General features: G+C 60.4%; 19 protein-coding genes, 2 tRNA genes and 2 pseudogenes. 16 read left to right on the top strand and 7 right to left on the bottom strand.

Annotation, left to right across the window (positions count from 1 at the left end; translation table 11 throughout):
- Positions 1 to 26 precede the first annotated feature (26 nt).
- The 5 genes from MKZ87_RS11600 (at position 27) to ychF (ending at position 3,713) form a co-directional block, all read left to right on the top strand.
- A tRNA-Gln gene (locus MKZ87_RS11600) sits at positions 27 to 101 on the top strand.
- Between the two features lie 47 nt (positions 102 to 148).
- On the top strand, positions 149 to 1,090 hold the full coding sequence (locus tag MKZ87_RS11595) for a ribose-phosphate pyrophosphokinase (RefSeq protein WP_003171603.1): 942 nt from the start codon (positions 149 to 151) through the stop codon (positions 1,088 to 1,090).
- 141 nt (positions 1,091 to 1,231) lie between these two features.
- On the top strand, positions 1,232 to 1,834 hold the full coding sequence (locus MKZ87_RS11590) for a 50S ribosomal protein L25/general stress protein Ctc (RefSeq protein ID WP_085700896.1): 603 nt from the start codon (positions 1,232 to 1,234) through the stop codon (positions 1,832 to 1,834).
- A gap of 171 nt (positions 1,835 to 2,005) precedes the next feature.
- Complete coding sequence (pth, locus tag MKZ87_RS11585; protein WP_007951726.1) at positions 2,006 to 2,590, top strand: aminoacyl-tRNA hydrolase; 585 nt, start codon at positions 2,006 to 2,008, stop codon at positions 2,588 to 2,590.
- Positions 2,591 to 2,612: 22 nt separating this feature from the next.
- Positions 2,613 to 3,713 (top strand): redox-regulated ATPase YchF, encoded by a 1,101-nt coding sequence (gene ychF / locus MKZ87_RS11580; protein WP_085684819.1) that lies wholly within the window; start codon positions 2,613 to 2,615, stop codon positions 3,711 to 3,713.
- 63 nt (positions 3,714 to 3,776) lie between these two features.
- On the opposite strand, the gene MKZ87_RS11575 is transcribed toward ychF, so the two are convergent.
- Positions 3,777 to 4,994, bottom strand: a complete 1,218-nt coding sequence (locus MKZ87_RS11575) for an MFS transporter (RefSeq protein WP_085700898.1) — start codon at positions 4,992 to 4,994, stop codon at positions 3,777 to 3,779.
- Positions 4,995 to 5,327: 333 nt separating this feature from the next.
- Here MKZ87_RS11575 and MKZ87_RS11570 point away from each other — a divergent pair, with 333 nt between their 5' ends.
- Positions 5,328 to 7,385 carry a methyl-accepting chemotaxis protein gene (locus MKZ87_RS11570; RefSeq protein WP_085701812.1) on the top strand — a complete coding sequence of 686 codons (2,058 nt, stop codon included), beginning with the start codon at positions 5,328 to 5,330 and terminating at the stop codon, positions 7,383 to 7,385.
- Here the strand turns inward: MKZ87_RS11570 and MKZ87_RS11565 are convergent.
- Positions 7,378 to 8,280 carry a LysR substrate-binding domain-containing protein gene (locus MKZ87_RS11565; protein ID WP_227233535.1) on the bottom strand — a complete coding sequence of 301 codons (903 nt, stop codon included), beginning with the start codon at positions 8,278 to 8,280 and terminating at the stop codon, positions 7,378 to 7,380. The genes MKZ87_RS11570 and MKZ87_RS11565 overlap by 8 nt on opposite strands.
- 227 nt (positions 8,281 to 8,507) lie before the next feature.
- Between MKZ87_RS11565 and MKZ87_RS11560 the strand changes: the two genes are divergently transcribed.
- The 9 genes from MKZ87_RS11560 (at position 8,508) to MKZ87_RS11520 (ending at position 16,109) form a co-directional block, all read left to right on the top strand.
- Positions 8,508 to 9,626, top strand: coding sequence for an ABC transporter ATP-binding protein (locus tag MKZ87_RS11560; RefSeq protein WP_085701814.1), 1,119 nt, complete (start codon positions 8,508 to 8,510; stop codon positions 9,624 to 9,626).
- 15 nt (positions 9,627 to 9,641) lie between these two features.
- On the top strand, positions 9,642 to 10,562 hold the full coding sequence (locus tag MKZ87_RS11555) for an ABC transporter permease (RefSeq protein WP_085700902.1): 921 nt from the start codon (positions 9,642 to 9,644) through the stop codon (positions 10,560 to 10,562).
- The gene (locus tag MKZ87_RS11550) at positions 10,562 to 11,368 is read left to right on the top strand and encodes an ABC transporter permease (protein WP_085701815.1); all 807 of its coding nucleotides are present in this window, start codon (positions 10,562 to 10,564) and stop codon (positions 11,366 to 11,368) included. The genes MKZ87_RS11555 and MKZ87_RS11550 overlap by 1 nt, the downstream gene beginning before the upstream one ends.
- 27 nt (positions 11,369 to 11,395) lie before the next feature.
- Complete coding sequence (locus tag MKZ87_RS11545; RefSeq protein WP_266200925.1) at positions 11,396 to 12,442, top strand: extracellular solute-binding protein; 1,047 nt, start codon at positions 11,396 to 11,398, stop codon at positions 12,440 to 12,442.
- Positions 12,443 to 12,503: 61 nt separating this feature from the next.
- Positions 12,504 to 13,958, top strand: coding sequence for an amidase (locus tag MKZ87_RS11540; protein ID WP_085701816.1), 1,455 nt, complete (start codon positions 12,504 to 12,506; stop codon positions 13,956 to 13,958).
- An 86-nt stretch (positions 13,959 to 14,044) separates the two neighbouring features.
- Positions 14,045 to 14,121 (top strand) — tRNA-Met (locus tag MKZ87_RS11535).
- A 210-nt stretch (positions 14,122 to 14,331) separates the two neighbouring features.
- Positions 14,332 to 15,579, top strand: coding sequence for an S-type pyocin domain-containing protein (locus tag MKZ87_RS11530; protein WP_085701817.1), 1,248 nt, complete (start codon positions 14,332 to 14,334; stop codon positions 15,577 to 15,579).
- A 9-nt stretch (positions 15,580 to 15,588) separates the two neighbouring features.
- Positions 15,589 to 15,858 carry a bacteriocin immunity protein gene (locus MKZ87_RS11525; protein ID WP_085700907.1) on the top strand — a complete coding sequence of 90 codons (270 nt, stop codon included), beginning with the start codon at positions 15,589 to 15,591 and terminating at the stop codon, positions 15,856 to 15,858.
- Positions 15,855 to 16,109, top strand: a complete 255-nt coding sequence (locus MKZ87_RS11520; protein WP_085701818.1) for a bacteriocin immunity protein — start codon at positions 15,855 to 15,857, stop codon at positions 16,107 to 16,109. Before MKZ87_RS11525 ends, MKZ87_RS11520 begins: the two co-directional genes overlap by 4 nt.
- 83 nt (positions 16,110 to 16,192) lie before the next feature.
- On the opposite strand, the gene MKZ87_RS11515 is transcribed toward MKZ87_RS11520, so the two are convergent.
- Positions 16,193 to 17,299, bottom strand: a complete 1,107-nt coding sequence (locus tag MKZ87_RS11515) for a M14 family metallopeptidase (RefSeq protein WP_085701819.1) — start codon at positions 17,297 to 17,299, stop codon at positions 16,193 to 16,195.
- Between the two features lie 154 nt (positions 17,300 to 17,453).
- On the opposite strand from MKZ87_RS11515, the gene ggt reads away from it, so the two are divergent.
- Positions 17,454 to 19,286 (top strand): gamma-glutamyltransferase, encoded by a 1,833-nt coding sequence (gene ggt / locus MKZ87_RS11510; RefSeq protein ID WP_085701820.1) that lies wholly within the window; start codon positions 17,454 to 17,456, stop codon positions 19,284 to 19,286.
- A gap of 90 nt (positions 19,287 to 19,376) precedes the next feature.
- Here the strand turns inward: ggt and MKZ87_RS11505 are convergent, their stop codons facing one another.
- The 4 genes and pseudogenes from MKZ87_RS11505 to MKZ87_RS11495 all read right to left on the bottom strand — a co-directional run bounded on the left by MKZ87_RS11505 (position 19,377) and on the right by MKZ87_RS11495 (position 22,811).
- Entirely contained in the window at positions 19,377 to 19,976 is a 600-nt protein-coding gene (locus tag MKZ87_RS11505; RefSeq protein ID WP_085701821.1) for a flavin reductase family protein, read from the bottom strand.
- A gap of 87 nt (positions 19,977 to 20,063) precedes the next feature.
- Positions 20,064 to 20,495: pseudogene (locus tag MKZ87_RS29000) on the bottom strand (methyl-accepting chemotaxis protein); the annotation flags it as partial.
- Between the two features lie 156 nt (positions 20,496 to 20,651).
- Positions 20,652 to 21,290: pseudogene (locus tag MKZ87_RS28995) on the bottom strand (PAS domain-containing protein); the annotation flags it as partial.
- 207 nt (positions 21,291 to 21,497) lie between these two features.
- Complete coding sequence (locus MKZ87_RS11495; RefSeq protein ID WP_085701823.1) at positions 21,498 to 22,811, bottom strand: MFS transporter; 1,314 nt, start codon at positions 22,809 to 22,811, stop codon at positions 21,498 to 21,500.
- Positions 22,812 to 22,815: the final 4 nt, after the last annotated feature.

Raw genomic sequence — 22,815 nt, 5'->3', positions numbered from 1 at the left:
GCCCGGCACTTGCAAGCAACAGATACAGGGGCGTCGCCAAGCGGTAAGGCAGCAGGTTTTGATCCTGCCATGCGTTGGTTCGAATCCAGCCGCCCCTGCCATTTTCCTATACTCATCCAGGTATACCCTCAGCCTTCAGGTACTGCGCGTGTCCAAGATGATGGTCTTTACGGGGAACGCTAACCCCGATCTGGCTCGGCGTGTAGTACGTCAGCTGCATATCCCTCTCGGTGACATCTCTGTCGGTAAATTCTCCGACGGCGAAATTACAGCCGAGATCAATGAAAACGTTCGCGGTAAAGACGTCTTCATTATTCAGCCGACTTGCGCTCCGACCAACGACAACCTGATGGAACTGGTAGTGATGGCTGATGCCTTCCGCCGCTCCTCGGCTACTCGTATCACTGCTGTTATTCCTTATTTTGGCTATGCCCGTCAGGATCGCCGTCCGCGTTCCGCACGTGTGGCTATCAGCGCGAAAGTCGTTGCTGACATGCTCACCGTAGTCGGCATCGACCGTGTTCTCACGGTTGATCTGCATGCTGACCAGATTCAGGGTTTCTTCGATATTCCGGTAGATAACATCTACGGCTCCCCGGTTCTGGTGGATGACATCGAAGATCAGCGCTTCGAGAACCTGATGATCGTGTCCCCGGACATTGGTGGCGTCGTGCGTGCACGTGCCGTTGCCAAATCCCTGGGCGTGGATCTCGGGATCATCGACAAACGCCGTGAGAAAGCCAATCACTCTGAAGTGATGCATATCATCGGTGATGTCGAAGGGCGTACCTGCATCCTGGTCGATGACATGGTCGATACCGCCGGCACTCTGTGCCATGCGGCCAAGGCCCTGAAAGAGCATGGCGCAGCCAAGGTCTTTGCCTACTGCACACACCCTGTGCTGTCGGGTCGGGCCATCGAGAACATCGAAAATTCCGTGCTGGACGAGCTGGTGGTCACTAACACCATCCCGCTGTCCGCTGCAGCACAAGCCTGTGCACGTATCCGTCAACTGGATATCGCACCGGTTGTTGCCGAAGCGGTTCGCCGCATCAGCAATGAAGAATCGATCAGCGCGATGTTCCGTTAAGGGCCCTGCCCTTCTCGAAATGTCTCGTTGACGAAAAGCGCCCCGCCCCGGCATTCCTGCCGGGGCGGGGCTTTTTTGCCCATACCGTGTTCGGCGCTGGTCGCAAACGCCACTCGGTCATGGCTATTTTGGAGATACAAAATGAACGATTTTACTTTGAATGCTGAACTGCGTTCCGACCTGGGGAAAGGTGCGAGCCGCCGCCTGCGTCGTCTCGCCAACCTGGTTCCAGCTGTTGTTTACGGTGGCGACAAAGCCCCTGAATCCATCAGCATGCTGGCCAAAGAAGTTGCCAAACTGCTCGAAAACGAAGCTGCCTACAGCCACGTTATCGAACTGAACGTTGGTGGCACCAAGCAAAACGTGATCATCAAGGCTCTGCAGCGTCACCCGGCCAAAGGCCACGTGATGCACGCTGACTTCGTACGCGTTGTAGCTGGCCAGAAACTGACCGCTATCGTTCCTGTGCACTTCATCAACGAAGCTGCTCCAGTGAAGAAAGGCGGCGAAATCTCGCACGTTATTGCCGAGATCGAAGTTTCCTGCCTGCCAAAAGATCTGCCTGAGTTCATCGAAGTCGATCTGGCTGACGCTGAAATCGGCACCATCGTTCACCTGTCGGACCTCAAAGCTCCTAAAGGTGTCGAGTTCGTTGCTCTGGCACACGGCGATGACAAGGCTGTTGCCAACGTCCACGCTCCACGTGTTGCTCCAGAAGCTACCGAAGAAGGCGCAGCAGAGTAATTCACTCTGTCATGCCTGAGTGAGCAGGTAACATCGCGGACTGGAACGTAGCGAGAAAGCGGGCGGGAACGCGGAGTTTACATCCATGGTAAATGAGCATTTTTCGTCCACTTTCGCCGCCTTCACGGATTGCGGCGATGTTATCCACCACTCAAAGGAAGGGCCCCTATCGTGACTGCCATCAAACTGATCGTTGGCCTGGGAAATCCAGGTGCTGAATACGAACAGACCCGGCATAACGCAGGGGCCCTTTTTGTTGAGCGCATCGCCCACGCACAGAACGTGAATCTCGTGGCCGATCGCAAGTATTTCGGCCTGACCGGGCGCTTTTCGCATCAGGGTCAGGATGTTCGTCTGCTGATTCCCACCACCTACATGAACCGCAGCGGCCAGGCCGTGGCGGCACTCGCCGGTTTCTTCCGCATCAAGCCTGAAGAAATCCTGGTGGCGCACGACGAACTCGATCTGCCTCCGGGCGTCGCCAAGCTCAAGGTTGGCGGCGGTCATGGCGGTCACAACGGGTTGCGCGACATCATTGCGCAATTGGGCAATCAGAATACGTTCCACCGCCTGCGGCTTGGCATCGGCCACCCGGGCGTTGCCAGTATGGTTTCAAATTTCGTCCTGGGTCGTGCGCCTCGCGCCGAACAGGAAAAACTCGATGCCAGCATCGACTTTGCCCTCGGCGTGCTGCCGGATATCCTCGCCGGTGAATGGAACCGCGCGATGAAAAACCTGCACAGCCAGAAGGCCTGACTCTAATCCGAGGGGAAACACCATGGGATTCAATTGCGGCATCGTCGGCCTGCCTAACGTCGGCAAGTCCACCCTGTTCAACGCCCTGACCAAATCCGGGATCGCGGCCGAGAACTTCCCCTTCTGCACCATCGAGCCGAACAGCGGCATCGTGCCGATGCCCGATCCACGCCTGAACGCCCTGGCGGAAATCGTCAATCCGAAGCGCATCCTGCCGACCACCATGGAGTTCGTCGACATCGCGGGCCTGGTAGCCGGCGCTTCGAAAGGTGAAGGCCTGGGCAACAAGTTTCTGGCCAACATCCGCGAAACCGACGCGATCGCTCACGTTGTGCGCTGCTTCGAAGACGAAAACGTGATCCACGTTTCCAACAGCGTCGACCCGAAGCGCGACATCGAAATCATCGACCTGGAACTGATCTTCGCCGACCTCGACAGCTGCGAGAAGCAACTGCAGAAAGTCGCGCGCAACGCCAAGGGCGGTGACAAGGACGCAGTGGCCCAGAAAGCCCTGCTGGAGCAATTGATCCCGCACTTCACCGAAGGCAAGCCTGCACGCAGCCTGATGAAGAACATGAGCGCCGAAGAAAAGGCGATCATCAAGGGCTTTCACCTGCTGACCACCAAGCCGGTCATGTACATCGCCAACGTCGCTGAAGACGGTTTCGAGAACAACCCGCACCTGGACGTGGTCAAGGCCATCGCCGAAGAAGAAGGCGCCATGGTCGTTCCGGTCTGCAACAAGATCGAAGCGGAAATCGCCGAGCTGGACGACGGCGAAGAGAAAGACATGTTCCTCGAGGCCCTGGGCCTGGAAGAGCCTGGCCTGAACCGCGTCATCCGCGCCGGCTACGAAATGCTGCACCTGCAGACCTATTTCACCGCCGGTGTCGAAGAGGTCCGCGCCTGGACCGTCCGCGTCGGTGCCACCGCACCACAAGCCGCTGGCGTGATCCACACCGACTTCGAAAAAGGCTTCATCCGCGCTGAAGTGATCGCCTACAACGACTTCATCCAGTACAAAGGCGAAGCCGGTACCAAGGAAGCCGGTAAGTGGCGCCTGGAAGGCAAGGATTACATCGTCAAGGACGGCGACGTGATGCACTTCCGCTTCAACGTGTAAAAGCTGCACCCAAGAAAAAGCCGCGTTTGATACGCGGCTTTTTTATGCCTGAAATTCAGCCCGTCAGGCCTTTTTGGTTCTTGGCAGGAAGATCGCCAGCACCCCGAACAGCGGCAGGAACGAGCACAGGAAGTACACGTATTCGATGCCGTGAATGTCCGCCAGATGCCCGAGCAACGCCGCGCCAATCCCGCCAAAGCCGAACATCAGACCGAAGAACACCCCGGCAATCATCCCGACATTGCCCGGCACCAGTTCCTGCGCGTACACCACGATCGCCGAGAAGGCCGAGGCCAGAATGAAGCCGATCACTACGCTCAGGACGCTGGTCCAGAACAGGTCGACATGCGGCATCAGCAGCGTGAATGGCGCAACGCCAAGGATCGAGAACCAGATCACTGCCTTGCGCCCGATCTTGTCACCAATCGGCCCGCCGAAGAATGTGCCCGCCGCCACCGCACCGAGGAACAGGAACAGATGCAACTGGGAACTGGCCACCGACAGGTCGAACTTCTCGATCAGGTAGAAAGTGAAGTAACTGGTCAGGCTGGCCATGTAGAAGTACTTGGAGAACACCAACAGCCCGAGCACCACCAATGCACTGATCACCCTGCCCTTCGACAGTCCATGAGTGGCGGCCTGGCCAGCCTTGAGCTTGAAAAGGTTCAGGTGATGGGCGTACCAGCGGCTGATGCGATAGAGCACGAACAACGCAAACACCGCGAACAGCCCGAACCACGCCACATTGCCTTGCCCAAAGGGAATGATGATCGCCGCGGCGAGCAACGGACCGAACGCCGAACCGGCATTACCACCGACCTGGAACGTCGATTGCGCCAGACCGAAACGCCCACCCGACGCCAGCCGTGCGATACGAGAAGCTTCAGGATGAAAGGTCGAAGAGCCGATACCGATCAGCGCCGCCGCCAGCAAGATAAGAGGGAAACTGCCGACCATCGACATCATCACAATGCCGATCAGCGTGCACACCGAACCTGCCGGCAGCAGCCACGGTTTCGGATGCCGGTCGGTGTGATAACCGACCCACGGCTGCAACAGCGAAGCGGTCAGCTGGAACGTCAAAGTAATCAGGCCGACCTGGGTGAAGCTCAGGCCATAGTTGGCCTTGAGCAGCGGATAGATCGACGGCAGCACTGACTGGATCAGGTCGTTGATCAAATGCGCCAGCGCGACCGCGCCGATGATGCGCATCACCAATGGACTGCTCTGGGGAGGAGCGGACGCCGAGGCAGCGGCGGTCTGAACGTTGCTGATAGCCATGAAATTTTCCGGACTGCAGATGGGTGCACGCGGGCAGGTGCGTCAATGTGCCATTTTTCGGTGCGCCAGCGCCATCCCCTTAGCCAGCTAACGAACTATTCAGTCGTCGCGCCGCAAGTGATAGCGCAACGCCATGGTCTGAATCTTGCCTTGCTTATCCGCTTGAACGCGGCGCCCTTACAAAGGGCATCGAGAATGGGAAGTTTCGCTACAGAGCCGGCCTACAGAGCGGGCAAGGGTGAACTTTCGAGGCCTTTTAGCAGGGCACCAATCCCGGTCGCAACGACCGCGATGCACGCCGATGGTGCGTGGTGTCCAGAGGAGTCATGAGGCATGCAGGCTTTTTTATCACCGGGGATCGGATTGCTGGGGCGGTTTGGCTTCGCGCGTAAATTCCAGTTGTTGTTTCTACTGTTTATCCTGCCTTTGGCCGGCAGCCTGTTGATGATCGGCCAGGATTATCGCGACAAACTCAATCTGATCGCCGGCGAGCGCGCCGGTGTGCGGCAATTGCTCGCCCTCGATGCACTCGACAACCTGCTCGCCGCCCAACGCGACCGCGCCGCCCGCTGGCGCGCCACGGAAACCAACCGCCAGCCGACGCCCGCGACCCTTGCCGCGATGGCTGCGTTCGATGGCGTACAACCCGCTGTCGCCCAAGCGACAGTGGACTTGGGCAATGCCCTGCAAGCCGAAGGCGCGGAAGGCGAAACCCTGGCTCGCTATCAGGCCCTGCAAGCCGCGCTCGATGGTCTGGACTCGAAAAGCCTTTCCGGTGTCGGTTGGTGGCCGGACGGTTACGACCGCTTCACCAATGCCCTCAGCGCCCTGCAAGCCTTGCGCGAGCAGATCGCGATGGACAATCGCCTGATCCTTGCACCGTGGCTGGAAACCTATCTGCTGACGCAGATTTCCACCCAGCACGCACCGGATCTGATCGAGCGGGTCGGCCGACTCGCAGCCGTCGGTCAGGCGTCCGTGGTGTCCGGCCAGTTCACCCTGCAAAGCCGTCTGCAACTGCGTGACCTGCGCAGCCGCATCGGCGATGCCCGCGAGCAACTGGTGAAAACCGCAAATCTGCTGGAGTCGCGTCTGCCGCCAGCCCTGCAAGGCTGGGCCGGGCAATATCACGACAGCCTCAAGCAACTGGATGCCGGTTTGAAAGTGCTGGATGACGGCGTGTTCGGCGGCAGCATCAATCTCAAGCCTGAAGAATTCGAACGCAGCCTCGATGCCCTGCTCGGCAACCTCGCCACGCTACGCCAGCAATCACTGGTGACGCTGGATCAGAGGCTGGATGACTACCACGGATCGGCGATTCGTCAGTTCATCGTTGTCGCGGCGGTCTTCGGGGTTCTGTTGCTGGCGGCGCTGTATCTGTTCGTCTGCCTGCAAGCCTCGATCCGCCGCAGCGCCAGCGGCATCACACTGCTGGCTGAAGCCCTGCGTGACGGTAATCTGAGCCTGCAAGTGCCTGTCGTGGGCCGTGATGAACTGGCCTCGATCAGCACCGCGCTCAACGTGGCCGTGGTGCAGTTGCGCACCAGCCTGCTGGGCGTCGATCACGAGACTTCGCAATTGAGCAACGCGGTGCGCAGCCTCAACGATCACTCCAGCGGCGCGCTCAGCGAAGTCGAAGCACAACAATTGCAGATCAGCCAGATTGCCGCAGCAGCCACGCAATTGGCGGCGACGTCTCAAGGCGTGGCGCAAAGTTGCGAACAGGCTTCCGGCAGCGCCCAGCAGACCCGACGCATCGCTACCGACAGCAGCCGTGACAGTCAACGGACCACGGCGAGCATTCAACAGCTCAATCAGCGTCTGAACGAAACCGCAGCAGCGCTCGGTCGGGTCAGCGAGCAAGGGCAGCAGATTCAACTGGTGGTCGATACCATTCGCGGAGTCGCCGAACAGACCAATCTGCTGGCGCTCAACGCCGCCATCGAAGCCGCTCGCGCCGGCGAACAAGGTCGCGGTTTTGCCGTGGTGGCCGACGAGGTGCGCAGCCTGTCGCAACGCACGCAATCGTCCACGGCGCAGATCGCCGCGACGGTCGACAGTCTGCGCAACACGGTCAACGAAGCCGTGAGCCTGATGGAGGCTGCGTGCGGCCAGGCGCAATCGGACGCAGAAGCGGTCACCGGACTTGGTGAACGCCTCGGGGAAATCGCCAGCGCCGTGCAAAGCGTCACCGACACTCTCGCCCAGATCGCCACGGCGGTCGAAGAACAGGCCAGCACCGCCGATGAGGTCAGCGGCAATATCCAGCAGGTGGATCAGGCGGCGGTTCGCCTGCTCGACGGCGCACGGGCAGTCAACCTGGCGGCAGACACCTTGAGCCAGGGCAGCAAGGCCTTGAGTGACAACACCGCACGCTTCCGGCTCAGTTGATCAACGCTTCGGGAAAGTCCTGTTCCAGTTCAGACTTGAGCCATTGAATGAACCACGCCGCATCCGCCGACAGCTCGGCGGACGGCGTCAGCACCCGATAGCTTTCCAGCTTCACCTGAGCCTCCACTGCGCGCACCAGTTTGCCGGACCTGAGCTCTTCGCGAACCAGCACCTCATTGGCCAACGCGATGCCCTGCCCGCTCTCGGCCACCGATAACGCGTGATCGTTGTTCACGTAGAGCATGTCGGAATTGAGGTGAATATCCAGGTCATGGGCGGCGAACCAAAGGTTCCACCACTCGCCATCATCAACGTGGATCAACTCGTGCCGGACCAGGTCGGCCGGGCCACTGAGCGGCTCGATGCTTGCCAGATATTGCGGGGTGCAGATCGGAAACACACGGGGACAGATCAATGCTTCACGGGAGTCCGCGTACTGCCCGTCGAGACCGTAGACGATGCCGAGATCGGCGCTTTTGCCATCGACTTCGGTGAAGGTCGAGTTCGGTTCGATGGCGAACTTCAACCCCGGGCGCAAGTGACGCATGGCCTCGATGCGTGGCATCAGCCAGCGCTTGGCAAAACCCGGCACCACCATGATCCGCAGCCAGCGTTCGGCTTCTCTGGGGCGCGCTTCCTTGCCGGCCTCGATGATCAACTGCAGGGCGGCCGCGATCTTGCGGTGGTATTTCTCACCGGCCGGCGTCAGGTTGACCCCGCGCGACGTGCGTTCAAACAACTGAATGCCCAGCCAGTCCTCCAGCAACTTCACATGCCGGCCAATCGCCGGCTGAGTCACGTGCAAGGCTTTCGAGGCCTCGACATAGCTGCCCAGGCGGGCAGCAGCATCGAACGCTCGCACTGCATTGAGTGGCGGCAAACGGTGGTCGGGCATGTTTCTGGCACCTGTCGGTATTAAATTAACTAACACCTGCCATGTTTAAATTGAAGTTTCGCCCCGCGCAACCCCTCGCCGATAATCGAGCCACAGCAGAACAACAAAGACAGCTGGTTTCACCCCGTACGCAATCTCGATCCTGCCCAGAAAAATAATATCCATGGCCCGACAGATTCGCTGACTTGCAGCGCAATCGCAGGCGATGGGGGAATCGGAGGTAACGCATGAATGCCCTGCATTCGCTGCAAACGCTGGCGGTGTCGATCCGCTCGGTGCGCAAGGTCTACGGCGATCCGGACAGCGGTCCGGTGGCGTTGAAAAATATCGATCTGGATATCCGCGACAACGAATTCTTCACCCTCCTCGGGCCCTCCGGCTGTGGCAAGACCACGCTGCTGCGGATGATTGCCGGGTTCGAGTTTCCAACGCAGGGCGAGATCCTGCTCTACGGCGAAAACATCGCCGAACGCCCACCGTTTCAGCGCCCGGTCAACACGGTGTTCCAGCACTACGCACTGTTCCCGCACATGACCATCGCCGAAAACCTGGCCTTCGGCCTTGAATCGCACCCGATGGGCAAGGTCCTGACCAAGGCGCAGATCGCCGAGCGCGTGCGCGAGATGCTTGCCCTGGTGCAGATGGAACGCTTCGCCCATCGCAAGCCGGCGCAACTTTCCGGCGGCCAGCAGCAGCGCGTCGCCCTCGCCCGCGCACTGGCGCCGCATCCCAAGGTCCTGTTGCTTGACGAGCCGCTGTCGGCACTTGATCTCAAGTTGCGCCAGGCCATGCGCGAAGAGCTGAAAACCATCCAGGCCAGGACCGGCATCACCTTCATCTTCGTCACCCACGACCAGGAAGAAGCGCTGACCATGTCTGACCGCATCGCCGTGCTGTCCGAAGGCGAAGTGCAGCAAGTCGGTCGCCCGGAAGACATCTACGAACGGCCGCGTAATCGCTTCGTGGCCGACTTCATCGGCGAAACCAACTTCATCCAGGCCAGCGTCACTCGCGTCGAGGACGGTATGGCGTGGTTCGCCGGGCCGGCCGGGCACCCTCTGCCGGCGCAGCCGTGCAACGACGTGCAACCGGGTGCCGGCGTCACCCTGTCGGTGCGCCCCGAGCGCCTGCACCTGGTGCCTGCCAATACTGAGGCGGCGTTGCCGTGCCGGGTCCAAGCGCAGATTTATCTGGGCACCGACCTGCAATACCAGGTCAGCCTCGGCGACGGTTCGCGCCTCACAGTGCGCACACCCAACTGCATCGATCAGAGCCTGCGTTTTGCCGTGGGCAGCCAGGCCGGTCTGCTGTTCGACCGGGGAAGCGCCAGCGTCCTGCACGATTGAACCCGAGGAGTTGTCATGCACGCCTTACCGATAACCAACACGCTTGAACGCCGACGGGCATTGCAGAGCTTCCTCGGTGTCAGTCCGGCGCTGATCGCCATCGCTCTGTTTCTGGTAGTACCGATCCTGATCGTCATCGGTTATTCGCTGATGGAAGCCAACCCCTACGGCGGGGTGAACAAGGTGTTCAGCAGCGACGCCTACACCTCACTGCTGTTCGAACGGCAAATGGACGATAGCCTGGCCTTCGCCGACTCCTACCTGATCATCGCCCTGCGCTCGGTCGGGATCGCCGGCCTGACCACCGTCATCACGCTGCTGATCGGGTTTCCGGTGGCGGTGTGGCTGGCCATGCAGCCGGCGCATCGGCGCGGTCTGTTGATCTTTCTGATCACCGTGCCGTTCTGGGCCAACCTGCTGATCCGCACTTACGCGTGGATTCTGCTGCTGCGTAACACCGGGGTGATCAACAACAGTCTGATGGGCATGGGCGTCATCCATGAGCCGCTGCAGTTGCTGTACACCGACGGCGCCGTGTTGCTGGGGCTGGTTTATACCTATGCGCCCTTCGTGGTTTTGCCCATCTACGCCACGCTGGAAAAAATGGATATCCGCCTGCTCGAGGCCGCTCAGGACTTGTATGCCGGACGCCTGCGCACCTTGCGCAAAGTGGTGCTGCCGATCGCCAGACCGGGAATTCTCGCCGGCGCCATTCTCACCTTCGTGCCGTGCCTGGGCGCGATGATTGCCCCGGAACTGCTCGGTGGCGGCACGCGGATGATGCTCGGCAACCTGATCTTCCGACAGTTCAGCGATGCCCGTAACTGGCCGTTCGGCGCGGCGCTGTCGCTGGTGCTGATGGCGGCAGTAATGCTGGTGCTGACGGTCTATGCCTTGCGCGCCGAACGCCAGCGCATCGCCAAAGGAGGTGCGTGATGATCGGTCTGCTCAAACGCAAGGGACTGGGCGTACAGGATTTCCCAGGATTCGGCGGTTTCAGTTTTCTGTTCTACCTGTACCTCTACGCGCCGATCGTGGTGCTGGTGGTGTTCTCGTTCAACGCCAACCAGTCGGCCACGGTATGGACCGGTTTCAGCCTCGACTGGTATCGCGCCGCATTCGCCAATCAGGCGCTGCGCCAGGCGGCCGGCAACAGTCTGCTGATCGCGGTGTGCGCCAGCATGGTCGCCACGGCGATTGCCACCCTGGCGGCCCTCGGTACCTCACGGGGCGCGAAGTTCAAGGGCCTGCAACTGTCGATGGGCGCGATCATGCTGCCGCTGGTTCTGCCGGAAATCGTCGTCGGCGTCGCCACGCTCGCGCTGTTCTCAACCATCGGCCTGTCGCTCGGCTACGGCAATCTGATCATCGCCCATACGGTGTTCTGCATTCCGTTTGCCTACCTGCCGATCCGGGCTCGGCTCAACGACATGGACCTGTCGCTGGAACAAGCCTCGGCCGACCTGTATGCCGGCCCGTGGCGGACCTTTCGCAAAGTCACCCTGCCGTTGCTGATGCCGGGGATTTTCTCCGGGCTGATGCTGGCCTTCATCGTCTCGCTGGATAACTTCGTGATCTCGATGATGGTCTCCCAGGCCGGCACCACAACGCTGCCGATCTTCATCTTCGGCCTGTTGCGCATGGGCGTGACACCCGACGTCAACGCCGTGTCGACCCTGATCCTGGGCGTCTCGGTGCTGTTTGTCAGCCTCTCTTACCTGCTGGGCAAAAAGAACGCCTGAACCTTCCAAGAACCGTGGGGAAATAGCATGAGCAAGTGGATAAAAAGCGTCGGCACTTCGTTGTTTCTGACTGTGCCGCTGGTCATGGCCGGGAGTGTTCAAGCCGCCGAAAAACTCAACGTGGTGAGCTGGAGCGGTTACTTTTCACCGGAAATTCTCGCCAAATTCCAGAAGCAGACCGGCATCGAAGTCACCGTCGACTCCTACGACTCCAACGAGACGCTGCTGGCCAAACTGAAACAGGGCGGCGCCGGTTACGACGTGGCGATTCCCTCGCACCAGTTCATTCCGATCCTGATCAAGGAAAACCTGCTGGAGCGCTTCGATCCGGTCAAGGAGCCGTACTACGCCAGTGTGGTCGACAACCTGAAAAAACCGACCTGGGATCCGGAAGGCGCCTATTCGGTGCCGTTCATCTGGGGCACCACCAGCGTGGTGCTCGACAGTGGCCGCTACAAAGGCCCGGCCGACAGCTACAAAGTGCTCTACGAGCCGCCGGCCGAGTTGCAGGGGCGGATCAACATGTTCGATTCGGTCAGTGACATGGTCGACATGGCCAGCCTGTACCTGAACATTCCGCTGTGCAGCGAGGACCCGAAACAGATGCAACAGATCCTCACGTTGCTCAAGGCGCAGAAGCCATTCGTCAAGACCTACAGCTCCAAGGCCGGCTCGATCCGCGAGAACCTCGCCTCGGGCGAAATCGATATGTCGATGTTCTGGGGCGGTTCGTCCATGCGCGCCCGCGAGATGAAACCGAGCCTGAAATATCTGTATCCGAAAGAAGGGGTGCTGGCCTGGGTCGACAACATGGTCATCCCCGCCGGCAGCAAGAACCCGGCGAATGCCAAGGCGTTCATCGCGTTTCTCAGCCAGCCGGAAAACTCGGCGATGACCCAGAACTTCCTCAAGCATCAGAGCCCGATCAAAGGCGTCGAACCGTTCCTCGATACGAGCCTCAAGGATGCACCGGAACTGCATATTCCCGAGGGCACCCATGTGGTGTTCAGCAAGACCTGCGGTGAAGGCGCGATCCGTCTGGCCGATCGTCTGTGGACCAACCTGATGCGTTGATTTCTACCGCCCCGGCACGAGGCCGGGGCGTTTTTCCAGCCGTCTGAAGGGCGCCGTCGTCATGAACTCCAATAACATCAGCGAACTGGTCCTGTTGCCGGCCATCGAGCTCGCCGAACGCATCCGTCTGCGCCAGGTTTCCTGCCGCGAAGTGATGCAGACCTATCTTGCCCACATCGACCGGTTCAACTCGTCAGTCAATGCACTGATCAGCCTGCAGGCGCCGGAGGATCTGTTGGCCCAGGCCGACACACGTGACGCCGAACTGAGCCGGGGCCAGTACCGAGGCTGGATGCACGGCCTGCCCCACGCTATCAAGGATCTGTCGCTGACCTGCGGCATCCGCACCACGCTGGGCTCACCGCTGTTCAAGCACTTCATTCCCGAGCGTGACGGGATCATGGTCGAGCGGATCAAGGCTGCCGGCGCGATCATCATCGGCAAGACCAACACCCCGGAGTTCGGCCTCGGTTCGCAGAGCTACAACCCGCTGTTCGGCGCCACCGGCTGCGCCTTTGACCCGAGCAAAACCGCCGGCGGCAGCAGTGGCGGCGCGGCGGCGGCACTGGCGATGCATCTGGTGCCGGTGGCCGATGGCAGCGACATGATGGGCTCGCTGCGTAACCCGGCAGCGTTCAACAACATCTTCGGTTTCCGTCCGTCTCAGGGCCGCGTGCCGTTCGATGACAGCGCCGATCTGTTCTTCGATCAACTCGGTTATGAAGGGCCCATGGCGCGCAGTGTGCGTGATGCCGCGATGCTGCTGTCGGTGCAGGCCGGTGGCGATGCGCGGGCACCGCTGTCGATCAGTGAACCCGGTGAGGCCTTTGCCGCGCCGCTGGAACGCGACTTCACCGGTACAAGGATCGGCTGGCTCGGCGACTTCGGCGGGTATCTGCCCATGGAGAACGGCATTCTCGCGTTGTGTGAAAGGACCTTTGCCGACTTTGAAAGCTTGGGTTGCCATATCGAGTCGGTGCGTCCGGAGTTTGCCCCTGAGAAGCTGTGGAGCAGTTGGCGCACCTTGCGCCATTGGATGGTCGCCGGATCCCTGGGCGCTGCTTATGCCGATCCGCAAAAACGGACGCTGTTGAAACCGGAAGCCTGCTGGGAAGTGGAAAACGGTCTGAAGCTCTCGGCCAGCGAAGTGTTCGCCGCCTCGGTGGTGCGCAGCGACTGGTATCGGGCGATCTCACGCTTGTTCGAGCAATACGACTATCTGCTACTGCCCAGCGCGCAGGTCTTCCCGTTCGACAAGACGCAACCCTGGCCGACCGCGATCGAGGGAGTGAGCATGGACACTTATCATCGCTGGATGGAGGTGGTGATTCCCGGCACGTTATCCGGTTGCCCGGTGGCGAACGTCCAGGCCGGCTTCAATGCCCGGGGTTTGCCGATGGGGTTGCAGATCATCGGCCGGCATCAGGCGGACTTCGCCGTTCTGCAACTGGCGCACGCGTATGAGCAGGCCAGTCGCTGGTTCCAGCGCTGCCCTTCGCCACTGTTGAACGCCTGATTTTGATAAACGGTTGAAAGCGTAGAAAAAATTTTGAAATTTACGCTTGACGCTTTTCCATTTCAGGGGAATAATGCGCGCCACTTGGCTACATAGCTCAGTTGGTTAGAGCATAGCATTCATAATGCTGGGGTCCGGGGTTCAAGTCCCTGTGTAGCCACCAAGTACTAAAAACGGCTTACCGAAAGGTAGGCCGTTTTTTTATGCCTCGAGAAAAGCGATCCTCCGGGCGAACTGACCAGATTCCGTAGGACCAGGGTGCGAAAGACGTACGAAGAGGATTTTTCGTTCGAGCAAGCACCGGGATCGTATTGATCGCCGTTCAGCCTGACCGACAAGCTCCCCTGTCTCGATCCCAAGACAGGGAATTGTCATGGACCTGGACAAATACCTTTTCGACGATGAATGGCATCGAAAGCGCTGGAATGGCGGTGCCTCGTGGGCCGCCTGGAATCCACCCCAAGAGCCAGAACCCCTCTACGTTCCAACAGATGAATGGCCCACCCCAAAACCCCGCGACGATCTGGTTTTTGCCAAATCCTGCACACCGGATAACTGGTGTCGAACGGATGCCGGCACGACACCCGAGCCCGCCTCAAGTTTTGGCAAGGTCATGGTGGCGGGCGCCATGCGTGTTCCTGCTGCCAGCCATGACGTAGCGAAGGCAATCGGCGCTGATCTGGCCCTGGGGCGCATGGCCGGTGGTGGCATCCTGCAGCAGCGTCTCAACTGGGCCCTGCGTGTCGCCGGCGGCCCGGCCAGTATGCTCATCCTCGGGATGCTGCCGACCCGAATGGGCGACGGCACGCTCTACACCGACGATCAACTACGCACCTTGTCTCGCGCAACCACTCGCGTGCGCCTCCAGTTCCGACGCGATGCCGAAGGCGTCATGCAGGTCTACGGCATCCACACCGGAGCCTCAGGCGACGACTCGGTACGTACCGTAAAAGTCCAGTGGAACAGCGACAAGACCGCCATGGAGGCGAAGCTCAACGGCATCACCATTCTGTGGACACCGCAACGCGGGCCGCTGGGAGCGATGCCGCCGCTGGTTTATCCGGAGCACGGCGAGCCACTGAGCACGATCCTCGTCCACCCGATCGCCGCGAACACCGACAGCCAGATAGAAATCCTGCCCGGCGAAGACATCACCGCCGAAGATTGCATTCTGGTGTTTCCGGCGGAGACCGGACTGAAGTCGTTGTATGTGGTGTTTTCGAAACCGGCCAGGTTGATGCCGGGGATGGTGACGGGGGTTGGGGAGGATGTTACCGGTGTATGGCTTGACCATGCCCGGGCGGGATCTGGCGCGCCGATCCCAACCAGCATTGCCGATTCGCTAAGAGGCCGTGAATATTCCAGCTTTGATTCATTCAGGCGCGCCTTCTGGGCCGAAGCCTCAAAAGATACCAGGCTAGCCGAGCAGCTCAGCGAAGACAGCCTGGAGCGCATGCGCAACGGAAAGGCACCTCGCGCCCGATTAGCTGATGCAGTCGGCAAGAGAATCTCTCACGAAATTCATCATGTGGAACTGATATCTCAAGGCGGCGAGGTCTATAACGTTGACAACCTCAGAGTCCACACCCCCAAAAATCACGTCGAAGTACACCAGGATTGAGGTAATTGCATGAGCGACCCTTTCATCAAAAACAACTTTTCTGATTACACCGAACAAGACTTCGTTGAGTTCATTGACGAGATCAGAAAGGAAGACAAAGCACCGACAGATGACCGTGCAGATATTCTATTGCTGCACTTCAACGAGATCGTTGGGCATCCGAGCAAGATGGACCTTATCTACTACCCTGAGCCAGGTGCTGACACGTCATCCTCTGGCATAGCCCGCACAGTCGCGACATGGCGTGAAGCAAACGGGCTGCCAGGATTCAAGAAATGAAGATCTATGAGAAAACCATTTCTGACTACACGGAAGCCGAGTTCATTGAGTTTCTGAACTCCGTGCTGGCGGCCAATACAAGACCTGATGAAATACTTGACCCTCTAATTTTTGAGTTTGAACGTCTCAGTGAGCACCCGGCAGGATCTGACTTGATTTACTGGCCAAAAGATGGCGCGCAATGCACTCCCGAAGGCATCACAGAAACGGTGAAAAAGTGGCGCGCTACCAACGGACTGCCTGGCTTCTAGCAGTAACCATCCGGCATTCATAGTCAAAACCGCTGCGCACCACCAGGCCGCCAAAGCGGCTTACCGAAAGGCAAGCCGTTTGTTTATCCCTCGCCCGCTAAAGCCCTGAGCCCCTTCGCCCATATCTGCCGCGTGCGCAATCCCACCATCGCCCGCCAGTCCGGATCCGCCGGATAGAACTGCTCCAGCAGGTTCAACTTGATCGCCCGCCCGGTCGCATCCAGCGGATCGCCGTGCAGATGCAGCCAGTGATCATCGCGCAAGTAGCGATGTACATCCGGCCCCGGGTAAGTCCCGCACTCGATCACAAACGGCATCAACTGCACTCCCGGCAGCGCATCGAGCAGCGCCTGCGAGGTGTACCCGGTGGCGGTCGCCGCAACACCGGTTTCGCTCAAGGTTTCGGCATCGGTGTGCAGGGTATAGAGCCATGGGCCATAGATCGATTGCGCTTTGGCTAACGCCGGATACGGCCCTCGGGTAATCGTCAGCAGCATCGGATGCCCGTACTCGCCGGCGCCAGTGTGCAGGTCGAAACACATCACGGTTTCAGCACCGGCCAGATGATTCTCGATGATTGAATGCAACGTGCGATTCGACCAGCTCGGCGCAAGTCCGCCAAAAAACAGTCCGTCGGGATGACTGTGCTGGCCACCCTCGACAATCGACATGACGGCCGGCCAGCCATGCTTGGCGATTTGCGCATCAAGCAAGCCATCAGCTTTTTGCCGCTCGGGGCCGTTCAAATCGGTGCAGGCGTAAATTTCATGCAGAGTGGCGTAAGCCTGGTTATCCGGAAGCGGTCGGTTGAAATCCAGATGATTGCGGTTGAGGTCGATGTTGTCTTCGTTGACCCGCCGCAGCCATGCCGTGCCCCACGGGTTGATCAGGTGAATCATCACCACCGCGACATCCTTCGCCAGCGACTCCTGCGTGAAATGCTTGAGCCAGTCGATCTGGCACTCCGAACCGTAATAACCCTCAACCCCGTGGGTGCCGCTGAGCGCCACCAGGCGCCGCTTGGCCGATGGATCCCCCAGTACCGCGACATCGGTACTCAAAGACTCGCCAAACGGCCCATTGAGCAGATGCGCGTACGAAGAGAGCGTTGCGCCCGCCCCCTTCGCGGCGGCCAGAAAGCGCTCGCGCTGTTCGCGATAGCTGGGCCGGGTCGGAAACTCGTTGTGCATGGCGACCTCTTGTTGATTGTTCTGGCTTCACGTTTGCCCATGACCCTACAGAAAATCCGCCAAGGCATGAAGGACAAAGATACCTGCGGTTTGCGTCGTACACGGTCGGCCGATACAGTCCGTCAGACTTTTATCCCACGGACGGAGAGCCCGCGTGTTTCCAGCCCTGCCCCTGAACCGTTTTCGCCTGCCCGCCCTGGCTCTGATCGTCAGCGCCATCGCCCTCACGGCCTGTAACGCACCGCCCTCCTCGACTCTGCCGCTGGCACCGGAAGCCGCCTCCGGTTACCGCACCGGCCTGCAAGCCAGCCACGCTGAAAAACACATGGCCGCCGCTGCCAATCCGCTGGCCGCCGAGGCCGGTCGCGAGATGTTGCGTCAGGGTGGTTCCGCCATCGATGCCGCCATCGCGATGCAAGCCGTGTTGACCCTGGTCGAGCCGCAGTCCTCCGGGATCGGCGGTGGCGCGATGATCGTGCTGTGGGACGGCAAACAGGTGCGCACCTACGACGGTCGCGAAACCGCACCGGCCGGCGCGACCGAGAAGCTGTTTCTTCAGGACGACGGCAAACCGATGGCGTTCCCGCAGGCGCAGATCGGCGGACGCTCTGTCGGCACGCCGGGCGTGATGCGAGCGCTGGAACTGGCGCACAAAAAGCACGGCCGTTTGCCGTGGGCGACGTTGTTCGAGCCGGCGATCAAACTGGCGGAACAGGGCTTTGCAATTTCCCCGCGCCTGCATTCGCTGCTGGAATCCGATCCGGTGATTCGCCGTTCGCCGGACATGGCCAGGTACTTTCTGAACAGCGACGGCAGCGTCAAGGCCGTCGGCACGCGATTGCAAAACCCGGCGCTGGCCGCCGTGCTTAAACGCATCGCCAATGAAGGTGCGGACGCGCTGTACAAAGGCCCGATCGCGGAAGAGATCGTGGCCAAGGTTCAGGGGCACGCCAACCCCGGTAGCCTGTCACTGACCGACCTTCAGCACTATCAGGCCAAGGAGCGCGCGCCCCTGTGCACCGACTACAAGCGCTGGCAGGTTTGCGGCATGCCGCCACCCTCATCGGGCGGGATTGCGGTGGCGCAGATTCTCGGCACCTTGCAGGCGCTGGAAACCCGCGATCCGCGCCTGTCCCTGACGCCGCTCAAGCCTGTGCAAACCGATAAACCCGCCGCTATCGAGCCCGCGCCGCAAGCCGTGCACCTGATCGCCGAAGCCGAACGTCTGGCCTACGCCGACCGCGCGCAATACGTAGCCGATACCGATTTCGTGCCGGTGCCGGTCAAAGGCCTGGTCGATCCGGGTTACCTGGCCAGCCGCGCCAGCCTGATCGGCGAACGCAGCATGGGCAGTGCCAAACCCGGCACACCGCCGGGCGTGCAGGTCGCCTACGCGCCGGATCGCTCGCCGCTGCGCATTTCCACCTCGCAAGTGGTCGCGGTGGATGACTTCGGTGGCGCCGTGTCGATGACCACCACCATCGAAGCAGCGTTCGGCTCGCACCTGATGGTTCAGGGCTTCTTGCTCAACAATCAGATGACCGATTTCTCGTTCATCCCCGAAGAGAACGGACAGAAAGTCGCCAACCGCGTAGAGCCCGGCAAACGCCCTCGCTCGTCGATGGCACCGACCCTGATCTTTGATCGCAACAGCGGCGAATTCGTCGCCACCGTCGGCTCGCCCGGCGGCTCGCAGATCATCGAATACGTGGCCAAAACCACCGTCGGTCTGCTCGACTGGAACCTCGACCCGCAAAGCGCCATCAGCCTGCCCAACTTCGGCAGCCGCAACGGCCCCACCGAACTGGAACAGGGCCAGTTCAGCCCGACGCTGATCCAGGCACTCAAGGACAAGGGCCACGCTGTGAGCGAAATCGACATGACCAGCGGCACCCAGGCCATCGTGCGGGTCAAGGATGCCCAGGGGAATGCAACGCTGGCGGGTGGGGCAGATCCTCGGCGCGAAGGAGTAGCGTTAGGGGATTGAATTCCCTACCAGCCAACTGAAAAAGGCTTACCGAGAGGCAAGCCTTTTTTGTATTGCAACATCCGGCCATGACCTGTCATCAAGCGGCGCTCAAACCGACAGCGTCTTGCCATCCACCGGATCGCCAATTGTCAGGAAGTGTCCACCGGCCACATGATGCAGCGTGCGCAAGCCGTCATGCCCCTCGAAGTGCCAGCGTCCATCGCTGAAGACTCGCGAATCAGCGTGCGCCGCAATGACCTCGGCCAGGAACAGATCGTACTGTTCATGATTGCGCGGCTCCGGCAGCAACCGGCATTCGAGCCAGGCGACACAACCGTCCAGCATCGGTGCATCGACCTGCTCACCGGCGAAAGTCGGCAGGCCATAAGCCTGGAACTTGTCCCGCCCCTGATCCCGATTGATTTCAAGACCCGAAGTCGAACCCACGGTCTGCACGATGTCAGCCTGATTCACACAGGGAACGTTGAGAACAAAAGTGCTCGAGGCCTCGAGCAGTTGTCGGGTCCAGGTGGATTTGTCGAGGACTACCGCCACTTTCGGCGGATCGAAATCCAGCGGCATGGCCCACGCAGCGGCCATGATGTTGCGCTGCCCGTCATGGGCGGCACTGACCAGCACGGTCGGCCCGTGATTGAGCAGGCGGTAGGCTTTGTTCAGGGGAACCGGGCGACGGAAGGACTCGCGCATGGGATCTGCTCCGGGAAAAAGAGCCGATTGTAGCGGGATAGAAACAACGAAGGGATGACCGCGAACCATCCCTTCGCCCGACAGGCATCAGCTCGATAACTGGTTGGCGAACTGGCCGACCGCATCCACCACTTTCTGCGCGCCGTCCTGAATCTCGACGATTACCGTACCCGCCTCTGCCGCCAGCGCCAGCCCTTGTTCGGCCTGTTGCTTGCCGTCAGTCATCAGGGCCACGGCGTTGCGCGCCATGTCCTGGTTCTGGCGCACCACACCGACAATTTCTTCGGTCGCCTGACTGGTGCGCGAAGCCAGTTGCCGCACTTCGTCGGCCACCACCGCAAAGCCCCGGCCCTGCTCACCGGCGCGAGCGGCTTCGATGGCGGCATTCAGCGCCAGCAGGTTGGTCTGTTCGGCAATGCCGCTGATGGTCTTGACGATGGTGCCGATCACCTGGGATTGCTCGTTCAGCGCCTCGATGCCCTCGCCGGCGGTCTGCATGTGTTTCGACAGATCGCGCATCACGTTGACTGCTTCAGTTACCACACGGGTGCCGCGCTGGGCGGTGCTGTCAGTTTGCAGGGACGTGCTGTAGGCGATGTTGGCGGCATCGGCGACAGCCTGTTCCTGATTGACCTGATCGGTGATCACCGTGGCGAACTTCACCACTTTGTAGAGTTTTTCGTTGGCGTCGAGCACCGGGTTGTAGGACGCCTCCAGCCAGACCGTCCGGCCATGGCTGTCGACCCGCTTGAAACGGCCGGCGACGAATTCGCCGTTGTTCAGGCGACGCCAGAAGTTCTGGTACTCGGCGCTGTTGTACTCCTCCGGCTCACAGAACTGGCGGTGATGTTTGCCCTTGATCTGCGCCAGGCTGTAACCCATGCCCTGGAGGAACCGGTCGTTGGCAGTCAGCACATTTCCGCTGAGGTCGAACTCGATCACGGCGGTCGAACGTACCAGCGCGCCGATCAGGTTCTCGTGTTCGCGGGAGGCCTCGATGGTGCGGGTCAGGTCGCTGGAGAAAATCGAGAAATGCTTGATCCGGCCATCCGATGAACGAATCGGCTGGGCGATCGAACGCAACCACGCCTCTTCGCCATTACCGCGGGAAAGACGCACAGCGCCGGCGAAATGCTCGCCACGGGTCAAAGCGGCCTTGAAGCGGTGATGAAAATCGTCGGACTTCACATGCGCCGGCACGATGTCTTCGATCGCTCGGCCGATCAGGTCCTGACTCTTGTAGAACATTTCACTGAGGAAATTCTGGTTGACCGACTGAATCCGTCCGTCGGGCTCAAGGGTAAGCACCAGCATCTCGCTTTCCAGGCTTTCCTTCACTTGCAGAAGGCTGGAGAGTTCTTCACGAAGAGCCGCCAGCTCTTGCTTCAGGCGTTTGTTGAACATGGGAAAGCACCGATGGACTGGATGGATAGCGGGTATGCAGCCTAACCATCGGCCTTGGAAATCTTTTCTGAAGAGCGCTTGAGGCTTGTCCTACAAAAATAGTTACGCCTCGACAAATCAGGCAGTGCCGGCCACCGGACAATGTTCTGCGCGCGGCATGCGCGAACCGAAATACGCCGCAGTGAAGACGCCCACCGCGCCCATCGCTGTGCAGAACATCACACAGATCCAAGGGCTCCATGGCATCAGACCGATCAGCAGCAACGGTGTGACACTGGCCCAGGCGGCGTAGGCAATGTTGTAGGTGAAGGAGATCCCGGAAACGCGGATCCGCGCCGGGAACAGGCTGACCATCACCGACGGCACCGCACCGACCACGCCACAGCACAACCCGGCGATGGCATAGGCCAGACCGACCCAATCCCCACCGCTGATCAGGCAGGTGTAAAGCAGGCCGATCCCCAGCGGCAGCAGCAGGCTGTAGAGCATGACCGTGCGCCAGGCACCGATGCGATCCACCAGTCGTCCGGCAATCACGCAGCCGATGTTCAGAAAGACGATGCCCAGCGCACTTAACGCGAAGGTGTGGCCGGCAGTCATGCCGAAGGTTTTCTGCATCATCGTCGGGGTAATGACCACGAACACCACCACTGCCGAGGTCAGCACGCAGGTCAGGAGCATGGCCGGCAACATGGCCAGGCGATGGTCGCGCAGCACAGTGCGCAGCGGCAGTTCGACCCGCGCCTCGCGCTGCGCCTCCATGGCCATGAACACCGGGGTTTCGCTCAGCCAGCGGCGCAGCCAGACGCCGATCACGCCGAATACACCGCCCAGCAGAAACGGATAACGCCATGCGTAATCCAGCACCTCAGCCGGGGTGAACACCTGCGCAAGAAAGGTCGCGGTCAACGCGCCGATCAGATAACCGAAGGTCAGCCCGGCCTGCAGAAAGCCCAACGCATAACCGCGATGCCCGGCCGGCGCGTGCTCGGCGACGAACACCCAGGCGCTCGGCACTTCACCGCCCACCGCCGCGCCTTGCAGGATGCGCAGCGCCAGCAGCAACAGCGGTGCGAAATAGCCGATCTGCGCGTAGGTCGGCATGATCCCGATCAGCAGGCACGGCAGCGCCATCATCAGGATGCTCAGGCTGAAAACTTTCTTGCGCCCCAGCCGGTCGGCGAAATGCGCCATCAGGATTCCACCCAGCGGGCGCGCCAGATAGCCGGTGACAAAGATCCCGAAACTTTGCAGCAGGCGCAGCCACTCAGGCATTTCCGGCGGGAAGAACAGCTGGCTGAGGGTCAGGGCGAAGAACACGAAAATGATGAAATCGTAGATCTCCAGCGCCCCGCCCAGTGCCGCAAGGCCGAGGGTCTTGTAGTCGGAACGGCTGAACGGCGCCGGTCGGGCAGTGGAATGGGCAGTCATGGCA

The sequence above is a fragment of the Pseudomonas sp. MCal1 genome, assembly GCF_026341415.1.
GTDB lineage: Bacteria > Pseudomonadota > Gammaproteobacteria > Pseudomonadales > Pseudomonadaceae > Aquipseudomonas.
Note: the sequence above shows the minus strand (reverse complement) of the source record. Positions and strands in the feature narration are given on the sequence as shown.

Excerpts from the sequence above, each read along its gene's own strand:
- MKZ87_RS11590 (WP_085700896.1), top strand. The coding sequence starts at position 1,232 with ATGAACGATTTTACTTTGAATGCTGAACTGCGTTCCGACCTGGGGAAA.
- ychF (WP_085684819.1), top strand. The coding sequence starts at position 2,613 with ATGGGATTCAATTGCGGCATCGTCGGCCTGCCTAACGTCGGCAAGTCC.
- MKZ87_RS11575 (WP_085700898.1), bottom strand. The coding sequence starts at position 4,994 with ATGGCTATCAGCAACGTTCAGACCGCCGCTGCCTCGGCGTCCGCTCCT.
- MKZ87_RS11570 (WP_085701812.1), top strand. The coding sequence starts at position 5,328 with ATGCAGGCTTTTTTATCACCGGGGATCGGATTGCTGGGGCGGTTTGGC.
- MKZ87_RS11565 (WP_227233535.1), bottom strand. The coding sequence starts at position 8,280 with ATGCCCGACCACCGTTTGCCGCCACTCAATGCAGTGCGAGCGTTCGAT.
- MKZ87_RS11560 (WP_085701814.1), top strand. The coding sequence starts at position 8,508 with ATGAATGCCCTGCATTCGCTGCAAACGCTGGCGGTGTCGATCCGCTCG.
- MKZ87_RS11555 (WP_085700902.1), top strand. The coding sequence starts at position 9,642 with ATGCACGCCTTACCGATAACCAACACGCTTGAACGCCGACGGGCATTG.
- MKZ87_RS11550 (WP_085701815.1), top strand. The coding sequence starts at position 10,562 with ATGATCGGTCTGCTCAAACGCAAGGGACTGGGCGTACAGGATTTCCCA.
- MKZ87_RS11545 (WP_266200925.1), top strand. The coding sequence starts at position 11,396 with ATGAGCAAGTGGATAAAAAGCGTCGGCACTTCGTTGTTTCTGACTGTG.
- MKZ87_RS11540 (WP_085701816.1), top strand. The coding sequence starts at position 12,504 with ATGAACTCCAATAACATCAGCGAACTGGTCCTGTTGCCGGCCATCGAG.
- MKZ87_RS11530 (WP_085701817.1), top strand. The coding sequence starts at position 14,332 with ATGGACCTGGACAAATACCTTTTCGACGATGAATGGCATCGAAAGCGC.
- MKZ87_RS11525 (WP_085700907.1), top strand. The coding sequence starts at position 15,589 with ATGAGCGACCCTTTCATCAAAAACAACTTTTCTGATTACACCGAACAA.
- MKZ87_RS11520 (WP_085701818.1), top strand. The coding sequence starts at position 15,855 with ATGAAGATCTATGAGAAAACCATTTCTGACTACACGGAAGCCGAGTTC.
- MKZ87_RS11515 (WP_085701819.1), bottom strand. The coding sequence starts at position 17,299 with ATGCACAACGAGTTTCCGACCCGGCCCAGCTATCGCGAACAGCGCGAG.
- MKZ87_RS11505 (WP_085701821.1), bottom strand. The coding sequence starts at position 19,976 with ATGCGCGAGTCCTTCCGTCGCCCGGTTCCCCTGAACAAAGCCTACCGC.
- MKZ87_RS11495 (WP_085701823.1), bottom strand. The coding sequence starts at position 22,811 with ATGACTGCCCATTCCACTGCCCGACCGGCGCCGTTCAGCCGTTCCGAC.